Source organism: Sinorhizobium sp. B11 (assembly GCA_039725955.1).
Taxonomy (GTDB): Bacteria; Pseudomonadota; Alphaproteobacteria; order Rhizobiales; family Rhizobiaceae; genus Rhizobium.
Genome location: CP091033.1, coordinates 269,904 through 287,518 on the forward strand (window position 1 = coordinate 269,904; position 17,615 = coordinate 287,518).

16 protein-coding genes are annotated in these 17,615 nt (G+C 60.5%); 9 read left to right on the plus strand and 7 right to left on the minus strand.

Features of this window, described 5'->3' with window-relative positions:
• The first annotated feature begins 3 nt into the window (after positions 1-3).
• Positions 4-816, plus strand: coding sequence for a PhnD/SsuA/transferrin family substrate-binding protein (locus LVY75_01230; GenBank protein XAZ20618.1), 813 nt, complete (start codon positions 4-6; stop codon positions 814-816).
• Between the two features lie 93 nt (positions 817-909).
• Here the strand turns inward: LVY75_01230 and LVY75_01235 are convergent, their stop codons facing one another.
• The 7 genes from LVY75_01235 to LVY75_01265 all read right to left on the minus strand — a co-directional run bounded on the left by LVY75_01235 (position 910) and on the right by LVY75_01265 (position 9,545).
• Positions 910-2,655, minus strand: coding sequence for a glycerol-3-phosphate dehydrogenase/oxidase (locus tag LVY75_01235; GenBank protein ID XAZ20619.1), 1,746 nt, complete (start codon positions 2,653-2,655; stop codon positions 910-912).
• Between the two features lie 12 nt (positions 2,656-2,667).
• Positions 2,668-4,203 (minus strand): carbohydrate kinase, encoded by a 1,536-nt coding sequence (locus LVY75_01240; protein XAZ20620.1) that lies wholly within the window; start codon positions 4,201-4,203, stop codon positions 2,668-2,670.
• Between the two features lie 36 nt (positions 4,204-4,239).
• The gene (locus LVY75_01245; GenBank protein XAZ20621.1) at positions 4,240-5,082 is read right to left on the minus strand and encodes a DeoR/GlpR family DNA-binding transcription regulator; all 843 of its coding nucleotides are present in this window, start codon (positions 5,080-5,082) and stop codon (positions 4,240-4,242) included.
• Positions 5,083-5,217: 135 nt separating this feature from the next.
• Positions 5,218-6,165, minus strand: a complete 948-nt coding sequence (locus tag LVY75_01250; GenBank protein ID XAZ20622.1) for a D-ribose ABC transporter substrate-binding protein — start codon at positions 6,163-6,165, stop codon at positions 5,218-5,220.
• A gap of 106 nt (positions 6,166-6,271) precedes the next feature.
• Entirely contained in the window at positions 6,272-7,324 is a 1,053-nt protein-coding gene (locus LVY75_01255; protein XAZ20623.1) for an ABC transporter permease, read from the minus strand.
• Positions 7,325-7,347: 23 nt separating this feature from the next.
• Positions 7,348-8,892: a sugar ABC transporter ATP-binding protein gene (locus LVY75_01260; protein ID XAZ20624.1), complete on the minus strand. Its 1,545-nt coding sequence runs from the start codon at positions 8,890-8,892 to the stop codon at positions 7,348-7,350.
• Positions 8,889-9,545 (minus strand): DUF2291 domain-containing protein, encoded by a 657-nt coding sequence (locus LVY75_01265; GenBank protein XAZ20625.1) that lies wholly within the window; start codon positions 9,543-9,545, stop codon positions 8,889-8,891. The genes LVY75_01260 and LVY75_01265 overlap by 4 nt, the downstream gene beginning before the upstream one ends.
• A 519-nt stretch (positions 9,546-10,064) precedes the next feature.
• On the opposite strand from LVY75_01265, the gene LVY75_01270 reads away from it, so the two are divergent.
• The 8 genes from LVY75_01270 to LVY75_01305 all read left to right on the plus strand — a co-directional run bounded on the left by LVY75_01270 (position 10,065) and on the right by LVY75_01305 (position 17,523).
• Positions 10,065-10,295: a hypothetical protein gene (locus LVY75_01270; GenBank protein ID XAZ20626.1), complete on the plus strand. Its 231-nt coding sequence runs from the start codon at positions 10,065-10,067 to the stop codon at positions 10,293-10,295.
• A 56-nt stretch (positions 10,296-10,351) separates the two neighbouring features.
• Entirely contained in the window at positions 10,352-11,923 is a 1,572-nt protein-coding gene (locus tag LVY75_01275) for a carbohydrate kinase (GenBank protein ID XAZ20627.1), read from the plus strand.
• Between the two features lie 35 nt (positions 11,924-11,958).
• Positions 11,959-13,470 carry a glycerol-3-phosphate dehydrogenase gene (locus LVY75_01280; protein XAZ20628.1) on the plus strand — a complete coding sequence of 504 codons (1,512 nt, stop codon included), beginning with the start codon at positions 11,959-11,961 and terminating at the stop codon, positions 13,468-13,470.
• Between the two features lie 10 nt (positions 13,471-13,480).
• A complete protein-coding gene (locus LVY75_01285) occupies positions 13,481-14,413 on the plus strand; it encodes a sugar phosphate isomerase/epimerase (GenBank protein XAZ20629.1) in 933 nt (310 codons plus the stop codon).
• 69 nt (positions 14,414-14,482) lie between these two features.
• Entirely contained in the window at positions 14,483-15,418 is a 936-nt protein-coding gene (locus LVY75_01290) for a sugar-binding transcriptional regulator (protein XAZ20630.1), read from the plus strand.
• 94 nt (positions 15,419-15,512) lie between these two features.
• Complete coding sequence (locus LVY75_01295; protein ID XAZ20631.1) at positions 15,513-16,289, plus strand: DeoR/GlpR family DNA-binding transcription regulator; 777 nt, start codon at positions 15,513-15,515, stop codon at positions 16,287-16,289.
• Positions 16,286-17,071, plus strand: a complete 786-nt coding sequence (locus LVY75_01300; GenBank protein ID XAZ20632.1) for a triose-phosphate isomerase — start codon at positions 16,286-16,288, stop codon at positions 17,069-17,071. The genes LVY75_01295 and LVY75_01300 overlap by 4 nt, the downstream gene beginning before the upstream one ends.
• Entirely contained in the window at positions 17,068-17,523 is a 456-nt protein-coding gene (locus LVY75_01305) for an RpiB/LacA/LacB family sugar-phosphate isomerase (protein ID XAZ20633.1), read from the plus strand. The genes LVY75_01300 and LVY75_01305 overlap by 4 nt, the downstream gene beginning before the upstream one ends.
• Positions 17,524-17,615 lie beyond the last annotated feature (92 nt).

Sequence of the window (17,615 nt, forward strand, 5' to 3'; positions counted from 1 at the left end):
AGCATGCGCCTCGCCAGTCTTGCAATGTACGCTACGCCGCAGCCGCTTGCGGATGCAAAAGCTGAACTCTGGTCGTTCCTGCGGTACTATCTTGGGCAGGCCGGGCTTTCGGATCCGCCGGAAAACCTCGATGCGACGATCCCCTACGACGAGGCCTGGCTGCATGAGGACCTGCTCTTTTCCCAGACCTGTGGTTATCCCTATGTGAAGCGATTGCGCGGCAAGGTGCGTCTCGTGGCGACACCGGTTTATTCCCATCCCGGCTGCGACGGACCTTTGATGCGCAGCTTCATTGTCGTGCGCCGAGCTTCCACCTTCGTTTCAGTGCAGGACCTGCTCGGTGCGACGGCCGCGATCAATAGTCCCGACAGCAATTCCGGGGCAAATCTGCTTCGCGCCGCCGTCGCCCCTCTTGCCTGCAATGGCCGCTTCTTCGGTGGCACGGTCGAGACCGGCAGCCATGGCGGCAGTATCGATGCTGTGTCGAGTGGGCAGGCGGAATGCGCTGCAATCGACTGCATCACCTTTGCCAATCTCCTGCGTTTTACGCCTGCTCGCGTCGCAGGCATCCGCGTTCTTGCCGAGACACCCGCAACGCCCGGCTTACCCTTCATTACAGGAGCAAAGGGTTCAGATGCGGATGTGGCACTGCTACGCGAAGCGCTGGTCGCTGCAATCGCCGAGCCATCGCTTTCCGGTGCGCGCGATACTCTCGGTCTCGTTGATGTCGCGATGCTCACAGATGCCGAATACGAACCGATTCTGTCTCTTGCCCGACGTGCGCTTGACACCGGCTACAGGGACTGGGTCGATTGAAGCCTCCGGAGGCGTCAATTCATAAGATCATTCTCGCTTCCGCCTTCGCGAAATGCTCTGCGGTCGGCGCGCGTTCTGCTCTTTTCCTGGATCTCATCTGCTGACGGGACGAGCACTTTTTTCCGGCTCGATATCCGGCGTGCCTGCTGCCAGCGTCTGTCCGTGAAATTCCTTGAGCAGGGAAACAACGTCATCGATCTCATGCGCGACACGCGCAGCGTCCCAACCGAGCGCTTTCGCGGCGATGCCGGCAATGTCCGTCAAACCTGCATAGGTCACATGACCTTCGATCGCGATCGTCGTGCGCCGCAACACGATATCGGAGAGATGGACCACAAGCTCGTTGCGCGCGATCCAGTCGATCTCGCGAAAACTGTAGTGTGTAGCTCCCGATAACCGCCGGTCGTCAGGATGATCGGAAGGGAACATCGCTACCGCCTCGGCCGTCGTTCCATAGCGGTTCAGAAGTTGTTCCGCGCGCGCGGCCGGGATGCTTGCAGCTGTGGCGATCCTGTCGATAAAGCCCCGTCTCGCCTGCGCATCGGCCGGGAAAGCCTTTCCGCCGCCGATCGCAAGATAGCGGGTCGATTGCTTGCGCGAACGCCCGAGCCGGGTCAGGACACTGTCGGCAACCTCCTCGGCAAAACCGCGAAATGTCGTCCACTTGCCGCCGACCAGCGACATGATGGCAAAAGGCCGCTTGCCATCCGCTTCGATGACCGGTGCCGAATGGTCTCGGCTGATCAGGCCGGGCGCTGTTCCGTCGGAGGCGGGAAGCGGCCGGATGCCGCTATAGGTGTAGACGATCTGGTCGCGATCGAAGCGCAGCGTCGGCAGCAGCGATCTGAGGCTCTGCAGGAAGTAATCGATCTCGGGTTCTTCGCAGCGTACGGCGTCGGGATCTCGGCTCGGGATATCCGTCGAGCCGACGAGCGCGAGCCCGAGATAGCCGTAGACCAGGCAGATACGGCCGTCATCGGCTTCGAAATAGATCATATGACCGTTGAGACTGCGCACCAATTCGGGATGATCTATCAGGATATGCGAGCCCTTGGTGCCGCCGATCAGCCGCGAAGGCGCGCCGAGCGCCTCGTTGACATGATCGATCCACGGGCCTGCCGCGTTCACGACGAGCTTCGGCCGCACCATGAATTCAGTACCATCCTCCCGTTGAAAGCTCAGACGGCCTTCCGAGGAAGCAGTCAGCGTCACGAAATTTGCTGCGACACATTGCGGGTTGGCTTCCAGCCCATCCTTGACGAGTTCGTAGACGAGACGTTCCGGCCGGCTGATTTTTGCGTCGTAGTAGATGCCGCCGGCGACAATCGCCGGCGTCACATGCGGCATTTCCCGTATGGCCTTGTTTTTCAGGATCAGCCGGTGGCGTGGCATGACGCGATCGCGTGAGCCGAAAAAATCGTAAAGGGAAAGCCCGATCTTGATGAGCACGGCACCGCGGCTGCGTGGTGCCGTCTTGGAGCCGGCCAATGTCCGCAGTGCGGCCCAGATGCCGCGAGTCCAGGAGAAGACCGGAATAAATGTTGGAAGCGGTTCGACGCAATGCGGCGCATTTTTCAAAAGCAGATTGCGCTCCAGAGTGGATTGGGCAACCAGGCCGAACTCACCGGTTTCCAGATATTTCAATCCGCCGTGGATGAGGCGGGATGGCGCTGCGCTGGTCCCGGAACCGAAGTCCGATTTGTCGACGATCATGCAGTTGATGCCCTGAGCCGCGAGATCGCGAAACAGACCGGCGCCATTGACGCCTGCTCCAAGGATCACGACGTCGACATCGTGTTCGCGAATATCCAGGCTGCGTCCAAGCGTATTGGGGGTCATGGTACTGCCGTCCTAAACTGCGGCCGCTGCCGCACTATCCTGCGCAAGGCCGGCGATCTTCGGCCAAAGCGGCATCATTGTTTCTGCAATTTCGAGGAAAAGCCGGTAGCGCTTCTCATACTCGGCGCTGCGGGCGGCGTCCGGCTCGCAGGTCTTGCCCTGCTTGTCCGTTTTTGGAGCTCTCTGTGGGTCCGGGTAAAGACCTGCGGCTACGCCGGCACAGATGGCGGCGCCCCAGGCCGCGGCTTCATCGGTGCCGGTCACGGTCACCGGCATCGCAAGCACATCAGCAAACATCTGCGCGACTGCGGGGTTGCGTGACACGCCGCCGGCAAGCCGTGCTTCCTTGAAGGCGAAACCGTCGCGCAGCGCGTCGACGTGGATGCGGTGGTTGAATGCGATGCCTTCCATGACGGCCCGCAGCATGTCGCCGCGGTCATGCCAGCCGCCGAGACCGAAGAAGCTTGCGCTTGCCGACGCGCCGTAGGGCGAGCCGAAGAGATAGGGATGGAAAAGCACGGGCGATGGCCGGTCAAAAGCCGCGTCGATCTCGGATGCCAGCAAAGCGTGAATGGACGTGCCCTTGGCTTCGCAGTCTGTCCATTCGCGGCTGCAGAGTTTTTCGATGAACCATTCGTAGTTCGCGCTCGATGCAGGCGAAATCGACATGCTGTTCCAGACGCCCGGCGCAATTCCATTACGGCAGAACCAGCGTCGATCGACACGCGGTTCAAAAGACAGCGTCTCGTTGATCGAATAGGTGCCGGCAATGACGGCAACGACGCCATCGGCATAACCACCCGCGCCGAGCGCCGAGGCGGTGACATCGTGCAATCCAGCCGCGACAGGCGTGCCTTCCAAGAGGCCGGTCAAGCACGCGGCATCGGCGGTAATTCGTCCAACGATCTCGTCCGAGCGCGAGGCTGGCGGCAGAGCATCGGCAAGCGCCTGCAGACCGAAGAGGCGCAGGGCGTCCACGCTATAGTCTTGGGTCCCGACATCGGTGAATGAGGTGCTTGCTTCGGTGCGATCGGTGCCAACGGTGCCGGTGAGGCAAAATCGGAGCCAGTCCTTGCAGCTCATGATATGGCCGATACGTGCAAACCGTTCCGGCTCATGGTCCCGGATCCAGGCGAGCAGCGCCGAGGGGGCGGAGACGTGCGGCACCTGACCTGTGAGAGCAATCGCCGCGTCGGAGACCTCATTCTTCGTCCATCGATCGATGATATCGCCCGCCCGGCTATCCAGCGACACGATGCCGTTGCCAAGCGGCGCACGCGTCTGATCCAGCACATAAATGCCATCGCCATGCGCCGTCGCCGCCACGGCCTGGATATCGCTTGCCGGACGGCCGCTGAGGGCGACCGCTTCCCGGATCGCCTCAGCCGTTGCGGTCCACAACTCGCGCATGTCCCGTTCCACGAAACGCGGCCTCGGAATGAGCTGGCTGACGCGCCGCCGAGCGACTGCGATCGGCGTGCCGTCGATATCGAAAATGACAGCCTTCGTGACGGTCAGTCCACTATCGATCCCGAGAAGGCTCGGCATGCACATTCACCTTTCTGTCGTGACCGGGCGGTCCGGTCACATGCGCTCGTGGCCGGTCCTGGCAACGACGACGTTGATATCCCTGGACCGCATCCGATCGATGTGAACGGGGAGGGTCTTGTCGTCGACGATGACGACATCGAATTCATCGAGCGACGCGAAGCTGTGAAGCGCGCGCCGCTCGAATTTGGTGTGGTCGGCAAGCAGGATGCGTTTGACGGAACAGTCGAACATGGCGCGTTTGGTATCGACGGTTTCGGGTGACTGATGCAGCACGATGCCGTCGTTGATGGCCGACATGGAAATGAATGCGATATCCGCCCGCAAGCCCTTGATCTCGGTGATCGTCATGCGTCCCATAAAGGCATTGCACCAGTTGTAGTACTGGCCGCCGAGCGCCAGCAGGGTAACGTCGTGCATGCCGGTCAGCGCATTCATCAGGGTCAGCGAATTGGTGATCGCGGTGATCGGCACCTTCGAGGAGAGATGCGATGCCATCTGCAGGACGGTGGTCGAGTCGTCGAAGAAGATGGCTTGTCCCGGTTCGACGAACTGCATGGCAGCTTCGGCGATCACTTTCTTTTCCGCCGACTGCCGGCTCGAACGGTAGACATCGCTGGATTCAATAAGGTTGGTGGCTGCCGCCGTAACGATGCCGCGTGTTTTTCGGAAGATCCCGCGGCTCACGAGTTCATCCACATCGCGATGCGCCGTCATCAGGCTGATGCCGAAGCGATCCGTCAGATCTTCGATGCGCATCGAACCTTCGCTCATCACAGCCTCCGCGATCATGCGCCGGCGCGCGACCTGACGCGTCTGACGGCTGTCGCTGGTCAGCTGGTCCAACAGCTCATCGCCCTGGTTGGTCTTCTGTGTCACGGGTCACCCTTGTCGCTGAATTCCATATCCCAGCTTCGTATAGTGATTGCCATGCCAAGGCAAAGAAGGCGAAAGCGGCTTGATGTGGTTGAAAGGGTCGAAGGAGGGCGCCCGGATGGGCGCCCTCCGTCCTGATTATTGGGCCAGAACGAACGGTCCGGTGTACTTGTCGATATTGTCCTTGGTGATCAGCAGGCAATCGAACAGCTGCTTTTCACTCTTGGCGCCGGTGCTGCCCGTCTTGATGAAGTTGTCAGCCTGCTTGACGGCCTCTTCGGAGAAGACGGCGACGGGCTGGAGGACGGTGTATTGCAATTCGCCGGCCTTGATCGCGGCGACCGCATCCGGCGAACCGTCGAAGCCACCGACCTTGACATTGGCAAGCTTGCCAGCTTCCTTCAGGGCCGAAATGGCACCGAGCGCCATTTCGTCATTGCCGGAGATCACACCGATAATGTCGGGATTGGCCTGCAATATGGACTGCATCTTGTTGTGACCCTGGGTGCGGTCCCAATTGGCGACTTCCTGGGCGACCTTCTTGAGGTCGGGATACTGGGTCAGGACGGTTTCGTAGCCGTTCGAGCGGGTGGCAGCGTTGTTGTCGGACGGCGCGCCAAGGAGTTCGGCATAGTTGCCCTTGTCGCCGACCGCTTCGACCCATTGCTGCGCGCCGATCGCAGCACCCTGGGCATTGTTCGAAACGAGCTGTGCCTTGGCAAGGCCTTCCTGGTTGATCTCCGCATTGACGAGAATGACCGGGATGCCTGCAGCAACCGCCTTCTTCACTGCTCCGACCGAGCCGTCGGCATTGGCGGGGTCGAGGATGATGGCGACCGACTTGTTGGTGATGGCAGTGTCGATCAGGTTGCTTTCCGTGTTGGTGTCACCCCTATGCGCGCTGACCGTAGCCGTGTAGCCGAGCTTTTCGGCTGTTGCCTTGGCGACATTGCCTTCCGTCAGCCAGTAGGGGTTGGACGGATCATTGACGATGATCGTCATCTGGCCTGCCGCCCAGGCGGAGCTGACGAGAATCGGGGCGACAGCCGCGGCTGCCAGAAGAATGCGCATGCCTTTCTTAAACATAGTCTCTCTCCCATTTGTGAGTTCGGGTGCTGCCGGAAACCGGCGGTGCTTTCCGCGATCGGCCCTCTGGAAATCCAGTTGCCGTCGCGGATAAGTTCTGCTGACGTCAGGACGATTTTGTCCGGCGTCCGTATTGGATGCTGTTCATGAGGACGGCGAGAACGATGACCGCGCCGGTAAAGACGGTCTGCCAGTAGGCCGAGACGCCGATGATCACGAGCCCGTCCGACAGGAAGCCGATCACGAAGGCGCCGAGCATCGTGCCGCGAACGGTGCCGCGTCCGCCGGTCAGGGCCGCTCCGCCGATGACGACGGCTGCGATCGCCGTCAATTCGTAGGTCGTGCCGGCGGTCGGGCCGGCGGAGGTCAGCTGCGACGACAGGACCAGACCGGCAATTGCCGCGCAGACGCCAGAAAGTACATAGACGATGATCTTGACACGCTTGACCGGCACGCCCGAGAGATCGGCAGCGCGTTCGTTGCCGCCAGAGGCGTAAAGCCAGCGGCCGAACGCCGTTCGGCTGAGGACAATGCCGAAGATGATCGCAAGCACGGCGAGCACGACGACACCGATCGGAATGCCCGCGAGGCGGTTGAAGCCGAGCCAGTCGAAGCCGGTATTGCCGAGTTCGGGGCTGCCGTCGAGATCGTTGTAGGTCAGGCCATTGGTCATCAGCAGCGCGACACCGCGGGCGACATAAAGCACGCCGAGCGAGGCGACGAAGGCGGGTACCTTCAGATAGGCAATCAGCACGCCATTGACCGCGCCGACGACGCCACCGAGGGCGCAGGTGATAACCACGACGGCCCACACCGGCGGATAGAGAATAACGCCGAAGGCGTCCAGCGTCACACCCTTCATCATAAAGCCGGCAATGCAGCCCGCGAGCCCGAGCGTCGAGCCGACTGAAAGATCGATGCCGCCATTCAGGATCACCAGAAGCATGCCGATCGCCAGGATGCCGAAGATCGCGACATGCGAGGCCATGGTCAGGAAGTTACTCAGGCTGAAGTAATAGGGTGACAGGAACGAGAAGACCGCAATGATGACGATCAGAGCGAAGAAGGCGCGGCCTTCCAGGATCAGGCGCACGAGGTTGATGTTGCGCTTTTGCCCATGCGACACTGACTGCTTTTCTGTGATGTTCGTGACTGACATGATCAGTGCTCCATAATTCTGGGCTAGTGCGCGACCACGGCTTCGCCGGAAGCGGCCATGATCTTTTCCTTGGTGACGTCAGCACCGAATTCAGCCGAGATGCGGCCGCGATGCATGACGATGATGCGGTGCGCGATGCTCAGGCACTCGTTGACCTCGGAAGTCGAATAGATGACGGCTAGACCCTGCCGGGCGCGTTCTGCAAGAAGCTTGAAGACTTCCGCCTTGGCACCGATGTCGATGCCGCGGCTCGGCTCGTCGAGAAGAATGACCTTCGGGTCTGTCGCCAGCATCTTGCCGATGACCACCTTTTGTTGATTGCCACCCGACAGCGAACCGATGGCCGCCTCACCACCATCGGTCTTGACGTGGACTTTGCGAATGGAGGCATCGACAAGCTCGCGCTCGCGACGGCCGGATGTGAACAGTCCTTTGGTAAAGGCGCCGATGCTGGCGAGCGAGAGATTGGAGCCGACAGTCATCGTCTGGACGAGGCCGTCGCGCTGGCGATCCTCCGGCACCAGCACAAGGCCGCTTGCGATGCGTCCGGCGATGCTCAGATGCCCGACATCCTGGCCTTCAAGCCTGACGGTGCCGCCACTGGCGCGCAACCGTCCGGCGACACATTCCAGAAGCTCGGTGCGGCCGGCGCCCATCAGACCGTAGATGCAGACGACCTCCCCGGCGCGCACGTCCAGCGACAAGCGGTCGACGGAATTCAAGGCTGATCCGGCGGGACCCGGGACGGTGAGGTTGTCGATCGAAAGTGCAGGCTTACCGAAGGTATAACCTTCAGGCGGGCTGCCGAGATCGAAGTTGTCGCCCACCATGTTTCGCACGATCCATTCGAGATCGATGTCCTTGCGTTGCGCATAGGCTGTCATGGTACCGTCGCGCAGCACGACGGCGTGGTTGGTGATCTGCAGCGCCTCCTCGAGATGATGCGAGATATAGACGATCGACACGCCGCGATTGGTCAGGTCGTGGATAACCCTGAAAAGCACCTCCACTTCCGTGGCGCTCAGCGCCGACGTCGGCTCGTCCATGATCAGGATACGCGAATTGACGGATAGCGCCCGGGCAATTTCGACGATCTGCTGCTGGCCGAGACGAAGATCCTCCACCTTGGTCAGCGGATCGATCTCCTCTTCCAATGCCTCCATCAAAAGGCGCGTCTGGCGTTCCTCTTCCGCGAAGTCTACCACGCCGCTCTTGATGATCTCGCGGCCCATGAAGATGTTGTCGCGCACGCTGAGATTGGGCGCCAGGCTGAGTTCCTGGTGAATGATCGAGATGCCGCAGTCGCGCGCGTGGGTCGAAGAGTTGAAGCTGATCGGCGCACCATCGAGAATGATCTCGCCCGACGTAGGCTGGACGACGCCCGAAAGGATTTTCATCAGCGTCGATTTGCCCGCGCCGTTCTCGCCGAACAGCGTGGTGACCTGACCGCGACGGATATCGAAATTGACACCCTTGAGGGCATGCACGCTACCGTAGGTTTTGGCGATGTTGCGGGCGGCCAGGACCACCTCGCCAAGGCCTTTTGATGTGGGGATCGGCTGGCTCATTTGACGTCGACCTTGACCGGGGTAACGAGCCAGTTTTTGGGGTTGATGAGTCTGAAGACGCCGATGACGGTTGCCGTCTTGCCATTGAGCTGGTCCGGATCAAGGCCGGCGAATACGGCCTTCTTCATCTCGTTGTTGATGGCCGACCCGGCGTCCTGATACTGGATCTGATTGGTGAACTGGCCGAAGTGAATTGTGCCCGTGGCATCGCGGAGGTCCGTGCCATTGACCGCAGGGCCGGTCTGGACACGGACCACCGTCTCGGGGGGAAGTCCGTCGATCTTCATTTCGTTGGTATTGGATTTGCGTTCACCGAAGGTGCCAGTCAGTGTCACCGGGATGACCGGGCCTGTGCTCGTGGCAACGCCGTATTTCTCGCCGGCCGCCTTCTTGTCGGCAGCGATCGCCGTCGCCAGGTCAATCGCAGCCACCGCTCGCTTTTCGACATCCGCCTGGATTTTCGGGAACTGCTCCGCCCCAAAGGCTTCCGGAGAAAATGCCTGCTGCCTGACGTCGTCTTCCGAGCCGATCTTCACAACCGTGGTATCGAGCGCGATGGCGCCGATGACCACGATAGCCGCAACGGCGGTGATGACCATCTTCAAGTTGCCTTTGCCTGGCGCGGAGGCTGCGTGGGCGGGCTGAGTATTCATTGCTGGCGACCTTTGCGGCTGGTCGGATTTACGGCGAAGGCGGGAGGAAGTTGGCAAAGCCTATGGCTGCTTCATCGAAGACGGCATGCTCCGAGAAGCACGCGAATATTCGGGACCCTGCCTCGCCGGTCGCTGCCTGTGGCGTGATGATAGCCGGAAAGATTGTGCATCCGTACCTCCTACGTGTCGGGACAGGCGCTTGTCTCCTTCAATCGCCCGGACCGCAAATCCCTCAGCAGCAATGCCTGCATGATAGGTAAATGGTAATTCTGTCAAAAATCATGTTATCAAATTGTTCGTCTGTCAACAGGAGTTTTGTGAACTGACGTTTATAACATAACATTCAAAGCGTGATCGGCGTCCGGAAAAATAGTCTTTCCCCCGGGGTTCGTGTCGACTGCGAAGGCGCTCGTCCGGCAGGCTATGTTATTCTATATACTTGATATTAGAAGATAAATTATTCTGACACCCGTCCCCGTACCGTGACGCCAGTGTCGCCGATAGTCGAGGCGGCTCTCGATGCTCATCGAACAGGTTGCTATTATTTTATCTGAAAAAAAATTTCATTGCGAGAAAAAACTTACTGTACCAATGATATCTTTGTGTTATCTTTTTGATGAAGCGCGCGGGCGCTCCGAAAAGTATCGAATATCAAAGGCGGGACTGCGCACCGGCCGGCTTGCTCGTGAATTCGAAATGTGGTCGCCTGCAACCTTTGCTGGTTGTGCCGACCAGGAGGATGAGAGATGAATTCGACGCGTGTTTTGCTCCTCGCAATGTTCGACGTGTTTGCCGGATAATCCGTGATGGACGTTAGCCGCCAAGTCATCGTTGGTATCGATGCGGGAACTTCGGTCATCAAGGCGGTTGCCTTCGACCTTTCCGGCCGCCAGATCGCCGCAGCATCGGTTCGCAACAAATATTCAAGCGGCAGTGATGGTTCGGCCACGCAGTCGCTCGCGCAGACATGGCAGGATTGTGTCGGCGCGCTTCGCGGCCTTGGCGAGAAGGTTGAGGGTCTTGCGTCGCGCACCGCGGCGATCGCGGTGACGGGGCAGGGGGACGGAACATGGCTGGTCGGTTCTGGAAATCAGCCTGTCGCTGATGCCTGGCTCTGGCTCGACGCGCGTGCCGCGCCGACTGTGGTGTCCCTTGCCGGCCAGGAAACGAACAGGGCGCGTTTCGAGCAGACGGGCACGGGACTGAATACCTGCCAGCAGGGCGCGCAGCTCGCGCATATGGATCGGGTGGCGCCAGAGCTCCTGGACGGAGCGGAAACGGCGCTGCACTGCAAGGACTGGCTCTACCTCAATTTTACCGGTGTGCGGGCGACCGACCCTTCCGAGGCAAGCTTTACCTTTGGTGATTTCAGAACCCGGCAGTATTCGCCCGTTGCCATTGACGCCCTTGGGTTGACGCATCGCCGCATGCTTCTGCCGGAGATTGTCGATGGAACCGAGATCAGCCATCCGCTGACGGCGGAAGCGGCGCGGGCCTGCGGCCTGCTGGCCGGCACGCCTGTCAGTCTTGGTTACGTCGACATGGTGATGACCGCGCTCGGCGCCGGTGTTCGCAGCGGCGGGCGTAATGCAGCCTGTTCGACGATTGGTTCGACCGGCGTGCATCTGCGCGCAAAGCCAGTGGCTGACGTCCATCTCAACCGAGAGGGCACGGGCTACGTCATTGCCCTGCCGATCCCTGATACCGTTACCCAGGTGCAGACCAATATGGGTGCGACGATCAATATCGACTGGCTGCTTGAGATGGCTGCCTATCTGATGGCGGAGGCCGGAAAACCTGCTACTCACACCGAGCTCGTCGCCAGGATCGACCGCTGGTTTTTCGAAAGCCAGCCCGGATCGGTCGTCTATCACCCCTATATTTCCGAGGCCGGGGAGCGTGGACCTTTCGTCAATGCCCAGGCCAGGGCAGGCTTTTCCGGTCTTTCGGTCCGTCATGGATTTCCGGACCTCGTTCGCGCGGTTGTCGAAGGTCTGGCATTGGCGACGCGCGATTGTTACGCGGCCATGGGCGAGATGCCGGAAGAACTGCGCGTCACCGGCGGCGCCGTGCGTTCGAGCGCGCTGCGCCGTTCGCTCACCGCTTCGCTCAAGGCACCTATCCGGCTGTCGCGTCGCGAAGAGACCGGAGCTGCAGGTGCTGCGATGATGGCTGCTGTGTCGATCGGCGCCTACAGGACCATGGACGATTGCATCGCCGATTGGGTCACGCCACTGCTCGGCGAAGCCGAAGAGCCGGTCAGTGAGGAAGCCGCACGCTTCGATCTCCTTTTTTCCGCCTATGCCGATATCCGAAAGGCCATGCCCACTGCCTGGGAGGCATTGGCCAGAGCCGCGGCGGCGGCGTCCGCAAAATGAATCGCTGATGCAAAAGGCATCCGAGGGAGCATGACATGACTGAACCCGAAATCCTGGATCTTTTCGTCATCGGCGGTGGCATCAACGGCGCGGGAATTGCCCGCGATGCTGCCGGGCGTGGCTTGAAAGTCGCCTTATGTGAAAAGGACGACCTGGCGCAGGGCACTTCCTCCCGCTCGGGCAAGCTCGTGCATGGCGGCCTTCGCTATCTGGAATACTACGAATTCCGACTGGTGCGGGAGGCGCTGATCGAGCGCGAGGTGCTGCTCAATGCGGCTCCGCACATCATCTGGCCGATGCGTTTCGTGCTGCCGCACAGTCCCGAGGATCGCCCCGCCTGGCTCGTCCGGCTCGGCCTTTTCCTCTACGATCATCTCGGCGGGCGCAAGAAGCTGCCGGGCACCCGCACGCTCAATCTGCTGCGCGATCCTGAAGGCACGCCCATACTCGATCAATATACCCGCGGCTTCGAATATTCGGATTGCTGGGTGGACGATGCCCGCCTCGTCACGTTGAATGCGGTGAGCGCTGCCGAGAAGGGCGCCCTGGTGCTGACCCGCTCGCCGGCTGTGTCGGCACGCCGGGAAAACGGCCAATGGACGATCACGACGAAAAGCAGCACCAGCGGCGAGATGCGGACGTTCCGCGCCAGATGTCTCGTCAATTGCGCCGGCCCGTGGGTCACCGACATCATCAACCGCGTCGCCGGCTCCAATTCCAGCCGCAATGTGCGTCTCGTCAAGGGCAGCCACATCATCGTGCCGAAATTCTGGGCCGGTTCCAATGCCTACCTGGTTCAGAATCACGACAAACGCGTCATTTTCATCAACCCTTACGAAGGCGACAAGGCGCTGATCGGAACGACCGATATCGCCTATGAGGGCCGAGCCGAGGATGTGGCAGCCGATGAGTCGGAAATCGACTATCTGCTGAAGGCGGTGAACCGCTATTTCAAGGAGAAGCTGCGCCGCCGGGACGTATTGCACAGCTTCTCGGGCGTGCGCCCGTTGTTTGACGACGGCAAGGGCAATCCATCAGCGGTGACCCGCGACTATGTGTTCGATCTTGATGAGACCGGGGGAGCGCCGCTTCTCAATGTCTTTGGCGGCAAGATCACGACTTTCCGGGAGCTTGCCGAACGCGGCATGCAGCGCCTCAGGCACATCTTCCCGAACATGGGCGGCGACTGGACGGAAAAGGCACCGCTGCCGGGCGGGGAGATGCCCAATGCCGACTACGAGACCTTCGCCAACAGCCTGCGTGACACCTATCCGTGGATGCCGCGAAAACTCGTCCATCACTATGGCCGTCTCTACGGCACGCGCACGAAGAACCTGGTTGCCGGGGCAACGGACCTGCAAGGCCTCGGGCGTTATTTCGGCGGGCAGCTCTATGAGGCGGAAGCCCGTTATCTCGCTGCCAACGAATGGGCGGAGACGGCCGAGGACGTCCTCTATCGCCGCACCAAGCACTACCTGCATCTCAGCGAGGCAGAACGGGCAGCCTTTGCCGACTGGTTTGCTTCATCCCATCTTGCCGCCGCCTGAGGAGGTCTTGGTGCCGCTTTCGCTTTCGCTGAATACCAACCCGCTTGTGAACCGCTTTGCCGACCCCGACGACTTGATCGAGACGGTGGCGCGAGATCTGCGCATTCGCGATCTCCAGTTGACGCATGAATTCATCAATCCAAGCTGGCAAGCCCCTGTCATCCGCCGCCTGACCCGCCAGATGAAAGCCGCGTTGGCACGTACCGGCGTTCGCGTTACCTCCGGCATGACCGGGCCGTATGGACGGCTGAACCATTTCGGGCATCCGGATGCCGAGGTCCGCCGCTATTACGTGGACTGGTTCAAGACCTTTGCCGACATTACTGCCGATCTCGGCGGACATTCCGTCGGAACGCAGTTTGCGATCTTCACCTACAAGGATTTCGACGACGCAAGCCGGCGCGAGGAGCTAACCAAGATCGCCATCGACTGCTGGTGCGAAGTCGCAGAGCATGCCAGTGCCGCCGGTCTTTCCTACATCTTCTGGGAGCCGATGAGCATCGGCCGTGAATTCGGTGACACGATCCAATCCTGCCTTTCGCTGCAGGCGCGATTGAGCGCTGCCGATATGGCGGTGCCGATGTGGATGATGGCCGATATCGACCACGGCGACGTCACCTCCGACAATCCCGACGACTATGACCCCTATGCCTGGGCGCGGGCCGTGCCGAAGCTGTCGCCGATCATCCACATCAAGCAGAGCCTGATGGACAAGGGCGGCCACCGGCCGTTCACGGCGGAATTCAATGCCAAAGGGCGGATACAACCCGCCCCGCTGTTGGAGGCTTTCGCGGCAGGCGGTGCCGATGACAACGAGATCTGTCTCGAACTTTCCTTCAAGGAACGCGAGCCGAATGATCGCGAGGTTATCGCGCAGATTGCCGAAAGCGTCGCCTTCTGGGCGCCGCATATCGACACCGGCGCCGCGGACTTGAAGATATGAGCCGGCGATTTACAAGGGCTGCTTGTTGTCAGGCGGTATAGCCGTCGAAGAAATGGGAAGGGTGCGGCGATGACGGATGCCGATGATACACTTGCCGTGCGGGCCGCCTGGCTTCATTACGCCGGCGGATTGACACAGTCCGACGTTGCCCGGCGCCTCGGCATACCCTCGGTCAAGGCGCATCGGCTCATCGCGCGGGCCGTTGCCGATGGTGTCGTCAAGGTCACGATCGACGGCGATATCGTCGAATGCGTCGAACTGGAGGCACGCCTCGCCGAACGCTTCGGACTGCAATATTGCGAGGTAGCACCTGATCTTGGCGAAGAGGGCTTGCCGCTGCGCGCGCTCGGTCACGCGGGAGCCGGCTATCTGAAGCGCGAGATCGAACACGGTGATCACGCAGTCATTGGCCTTGGCCACGGCCGCACGCTTTCGGCTGCCGTTCAGTATATGCCGCGGACAAATGCCAAGGACATACGCTTCGTTTCCCTGCTTGGCGGTCTCACGCGAAATTACGGTGCCAATCCCTACGACGTCATGCACCGTATCGCGGAAAAGACCGGCACGCATGCCTATGTCATGCCGGTTCCCTTCTTCGCCAATACCGCCGAGGACCGAGAGGTGCTGAGGGCACAGCGTGGTGTCAAGGAAGTATTCGATCTCGCCAATGACGCTGACCTGAAGCTCGTCGGCCTGGGTACGGTGGACGCCGAGGCCCAGCTGGTGCTCTCTGGCCTGGTCGAACCGGGCGAGATCGAAGATATCGCTGCCGCGGGCGGCGTCGGTGAAATACTCGGTCACTTTTTCAACGCAGACGGCCAAATCCTCGATACAGCACTGACCGGGCGTACCCTTTCGGCATCTTTTCCGACAACGATGAAGGAACGCCTCGTGGCCCTGGCGGGCGGACAGGCCAAGGTGGCGGCGATACGGGCGATCCTGCGCAGCCGACGCCTGCATGGGTTGATTACGGACGAACGGACCGCGCGAGCCCTCCTTGCCTGACGTCTGGTAACGAACATTTGTCACATAATAACATTTTGAATTGTTGATTTTCACAATTTTTGTGTTACTTTGTTGGTAATCAGGATTGAGAAGAATGAAACGGGAAGAACGCCAGCAGCTGATCGTCAATCTGCTTGTCGAGGGCAAGACCGTCGAAGTGGATGATCTTGCTGAACGTTTTTCCGTTTCGAAGATGACCATTCACCGCGATCTCGACGACCTCGAGCAGGCGGGTGTCCTGCGTAAGGTACGCGGTGGCGCGACGATCGATGCCGGAACGCAATTCGAGAGTGATTTTCGCATTCGCGAGCGTCAGGGCGGGGAAGCCAAGGTTGCGATGGCGCAGGAAGCGCTGGCCATTGTCGAACCGGGCATGACGGTCATGGTCAATGACGGATCGATGGCTGCGGTTCTCGGCGAGATGCTGTTGCGTAAGCGACCGCTGACGGTGATTACCAACAATGCGGCGATCATGGAACGGCTGAAGGGCGAGAACGGTATCACCCTGATTGCACTCGGCGGCATCTATTCCGCGAAGTTCAACGCCTATCTCGGCGTCGTTACGGAGGAATCGCTGTCTCGTCTGAGGGCTGATATCGCATTCATTTCGACGCCCGCGGTCAGCGGCAGGCTCGCCTATCACATGGACGACAATGTCGTTCGCGCCAAGCGGGCGATGATCGCGTCTTCGACCAGGAGCTGCCTCCTGGTCAACCACCAGCGGATCGGCCACACGGCGCTGCATGTTATGGCGGATCTGACTGATTTCGACACTGTTATCACCGACAGCGCGCCATCGGCCGCTGTTCTCGACGAATTCGATCGGGTGGGTATCAAGCTCACCATCGCACCAGCGCAGGATCAGGCATGACGGAGAAACCACGCTTCTGGATTGGCACCAGCTGGAAGATGAACAAGACGCTCGCCGAGGCCGAGCATTTTGCCCGCGGCCTCGAGGCGGCCGATGCTATGCGCGATCCTATCATCCAGCGCTTTGTGATCCCGCCGTTTACCGCTGTGCGGGAGGTCAAGCGCATGCTTGCGAAGACCTCCGTCAAGGTCGGTGCGCAGAACATGCATTGGGCGGACCAGGGCGCCTGGACGGGCGAAATCTCCCCCTTGATGCTGAAGGATTGCGATCTCGATATCGTCGAGCTCGGGCATTCGGAGCGGCGGGAGTTTTTCGGAGAGACGAACGAGACTGTCGGGCTGAAGACCGAGGCGGCGGTTCGCCACGGCCTGATCCCGCTGATCTGTATCGGCGAAACACTTGCCGACCGGGAGAGCGGAAAAGCCGCGGAAATTCTCGCAGTCCAGGTTCGCGGGGCCTTGTCGAAGCTGTCCGGCGAACAGAAATCGGCGGAAATCCTGCTTGCCTACGAGCCTGTCTGGGCGATCGGCGAAAGAGGCATCCCGGCAACGGCCGACTATGCCGATGCCCGCCAGGCCGAGATCATTGCGGTTGCTGAAGCCGTACTTGGGCGAAAAATCCCCTGCCTCTACGGCGGGTCGGTCAATCCGCAGAACTGCGAGGAACTGATTTCGAGCCCGCATATCGACGGACTCTTCATCGGCCGTTCCGCCTGGAACGTCGAGGGCTATCTCGACATCCTCGCGAAATGTGCCACCAAACTCCAAGGAGAAAAAAGATGAAGCTTGCAATTGCTGGAGACAGTGCCGGCGAAGGTCTCGCCAAGGTGCTTGCCGAACACCTCAAGGATCGGTTCGATGTCCATGAAGTGTCGCGCATCAACGACGGGCTCGATCCGTTCTATGCCAACCTTTCGGATCGCGTTGCCTCGGGCGTGATCGACGGCACCTATGACAAGGCAATCCTGATCTGCGGCACCGGCATCGGCGTCTGCATTTCGGCCAACAAGGTGCCTGGCATCCGCGCTGCATTGACGCACGACACCTATTCGGCCGAGCGTGCCGCCCTTTCCAACAACGCGCAGATCATCACGATGGGCGCGCGTGTCATTGGGCCGGAGCTCGCGAAGTCGATCGCCGACGCGTTCCTCGCCCAGACATTCGACCAGAACGGCCGTTCGGCCGGCAATGTCTCCGCGATCGATGAGCTCGACGCAAAATACAGCGCGCGTTGAAAGCGTGGGGCAAGCGACCGGCTTCCCGCCGGTCGCTGTGAGCCCTTTTCCTGTTGGAATCTCCACCTCAGGCGAACCCTTCGCCGAGCTCC

Bases quoted from the DNA above. Each gene is read 5' to 3' on its own strand.
- LVY75_01240 (XAZ20620.1), bottom strand. From the start codon at position 4,203: ATGCCGAGCCTTCTCGGGATCGATAGTGGACTGACCGTCACGAAGGCT.
- LVY75_01265 (XAZ20625.1), bottom strand. From the start codon at position 9,545: ATGAATACTCAGCCCGCCCACGCAGCCTCCGCGCCAGGCAAAGGCAAC.
- LVY75_01260 (XAZ20624.1), bottom strand. From the start codon at position 8,892: ATGAGCCAGCCGATCCCCACATCAAAAGGCCTTGGCGAGGTGGTCCTG.
- LVY75_01275 (XAZ20627.1), top strand. From the start codon at position 10,352: ATGGACGTTAGCCGCCAAGTCATCGTTGGTATCGATGCGGGAACTTCG.
- LVY75_01250 (XAZ20622.1), bottom strand. From the start codon at position 6,165: ATGTTTAAGAAAGGCATGCGCATTCTTCTGGCAGCCGCGGCTGTCGCC.
- LVY75_01235 (XAZ20619.1), bottom strand. From the start codon at position 2,655: ATGACCCCCAATACGCTTGGACGCAGCCTGGATATTCGCGAACACGAT.
- LVY75_01305 (XAZ20633.1), top strand. From the start codon at position 17,068: ATGAAGCTTGCAATTGCTGGAGACAGTGCCGGCGAAGGTCTCGCCAAG.
- LVY75_01290 (XAZ20630.1), top strand. From the start codon at position 14,483: ATGACGGATGCCGATGATACACTTGCCGTGCGGGCCGCCTGGCTTCAT.
- LVY75_01280 (XAZ20628.1), top strand. From the start codon at position 11,959: ATGACTGAACCCGAAATCCTGGATCTTTTCGTCATCGGCGGTGGCATC.
- LVY75_01295 (XAZ20631.1), top strand. From the start codon at position 15,513: ATGAAACGGGAAGAACGCCAGCAGCTGATCGTCAATCTGCTTGTCGAG.
- LVY75_01300 (XAZ20632.1), top strand. From the start codon at position 16,286: ATGACGGAGAAACCACGCTTCTGGATTGGCACCAGCTGGAAGATGAAC.
- LVY75_01270 (XAZ20626.1), top strand. From the start codon at position 10,065: ATGCTCATCGAACAGGTTGCTATTATTTTATCTGAAAAAAAATTTCAT.
- LVY75_01255 (XAZ20623.1), bottom strand. From the start codon at position 7,324: ATGTCAGTCACGAACATCACAGAAAAGCAGTCAGTGTCGCATGGGCAA.
- LVY75_01230 (XAZ20618.1), top strand. From the start codon at position 4: ATGCGCCTCGCCAGTCTTGCAATGTACGCTACGCCGCAGCCGCTTGCG.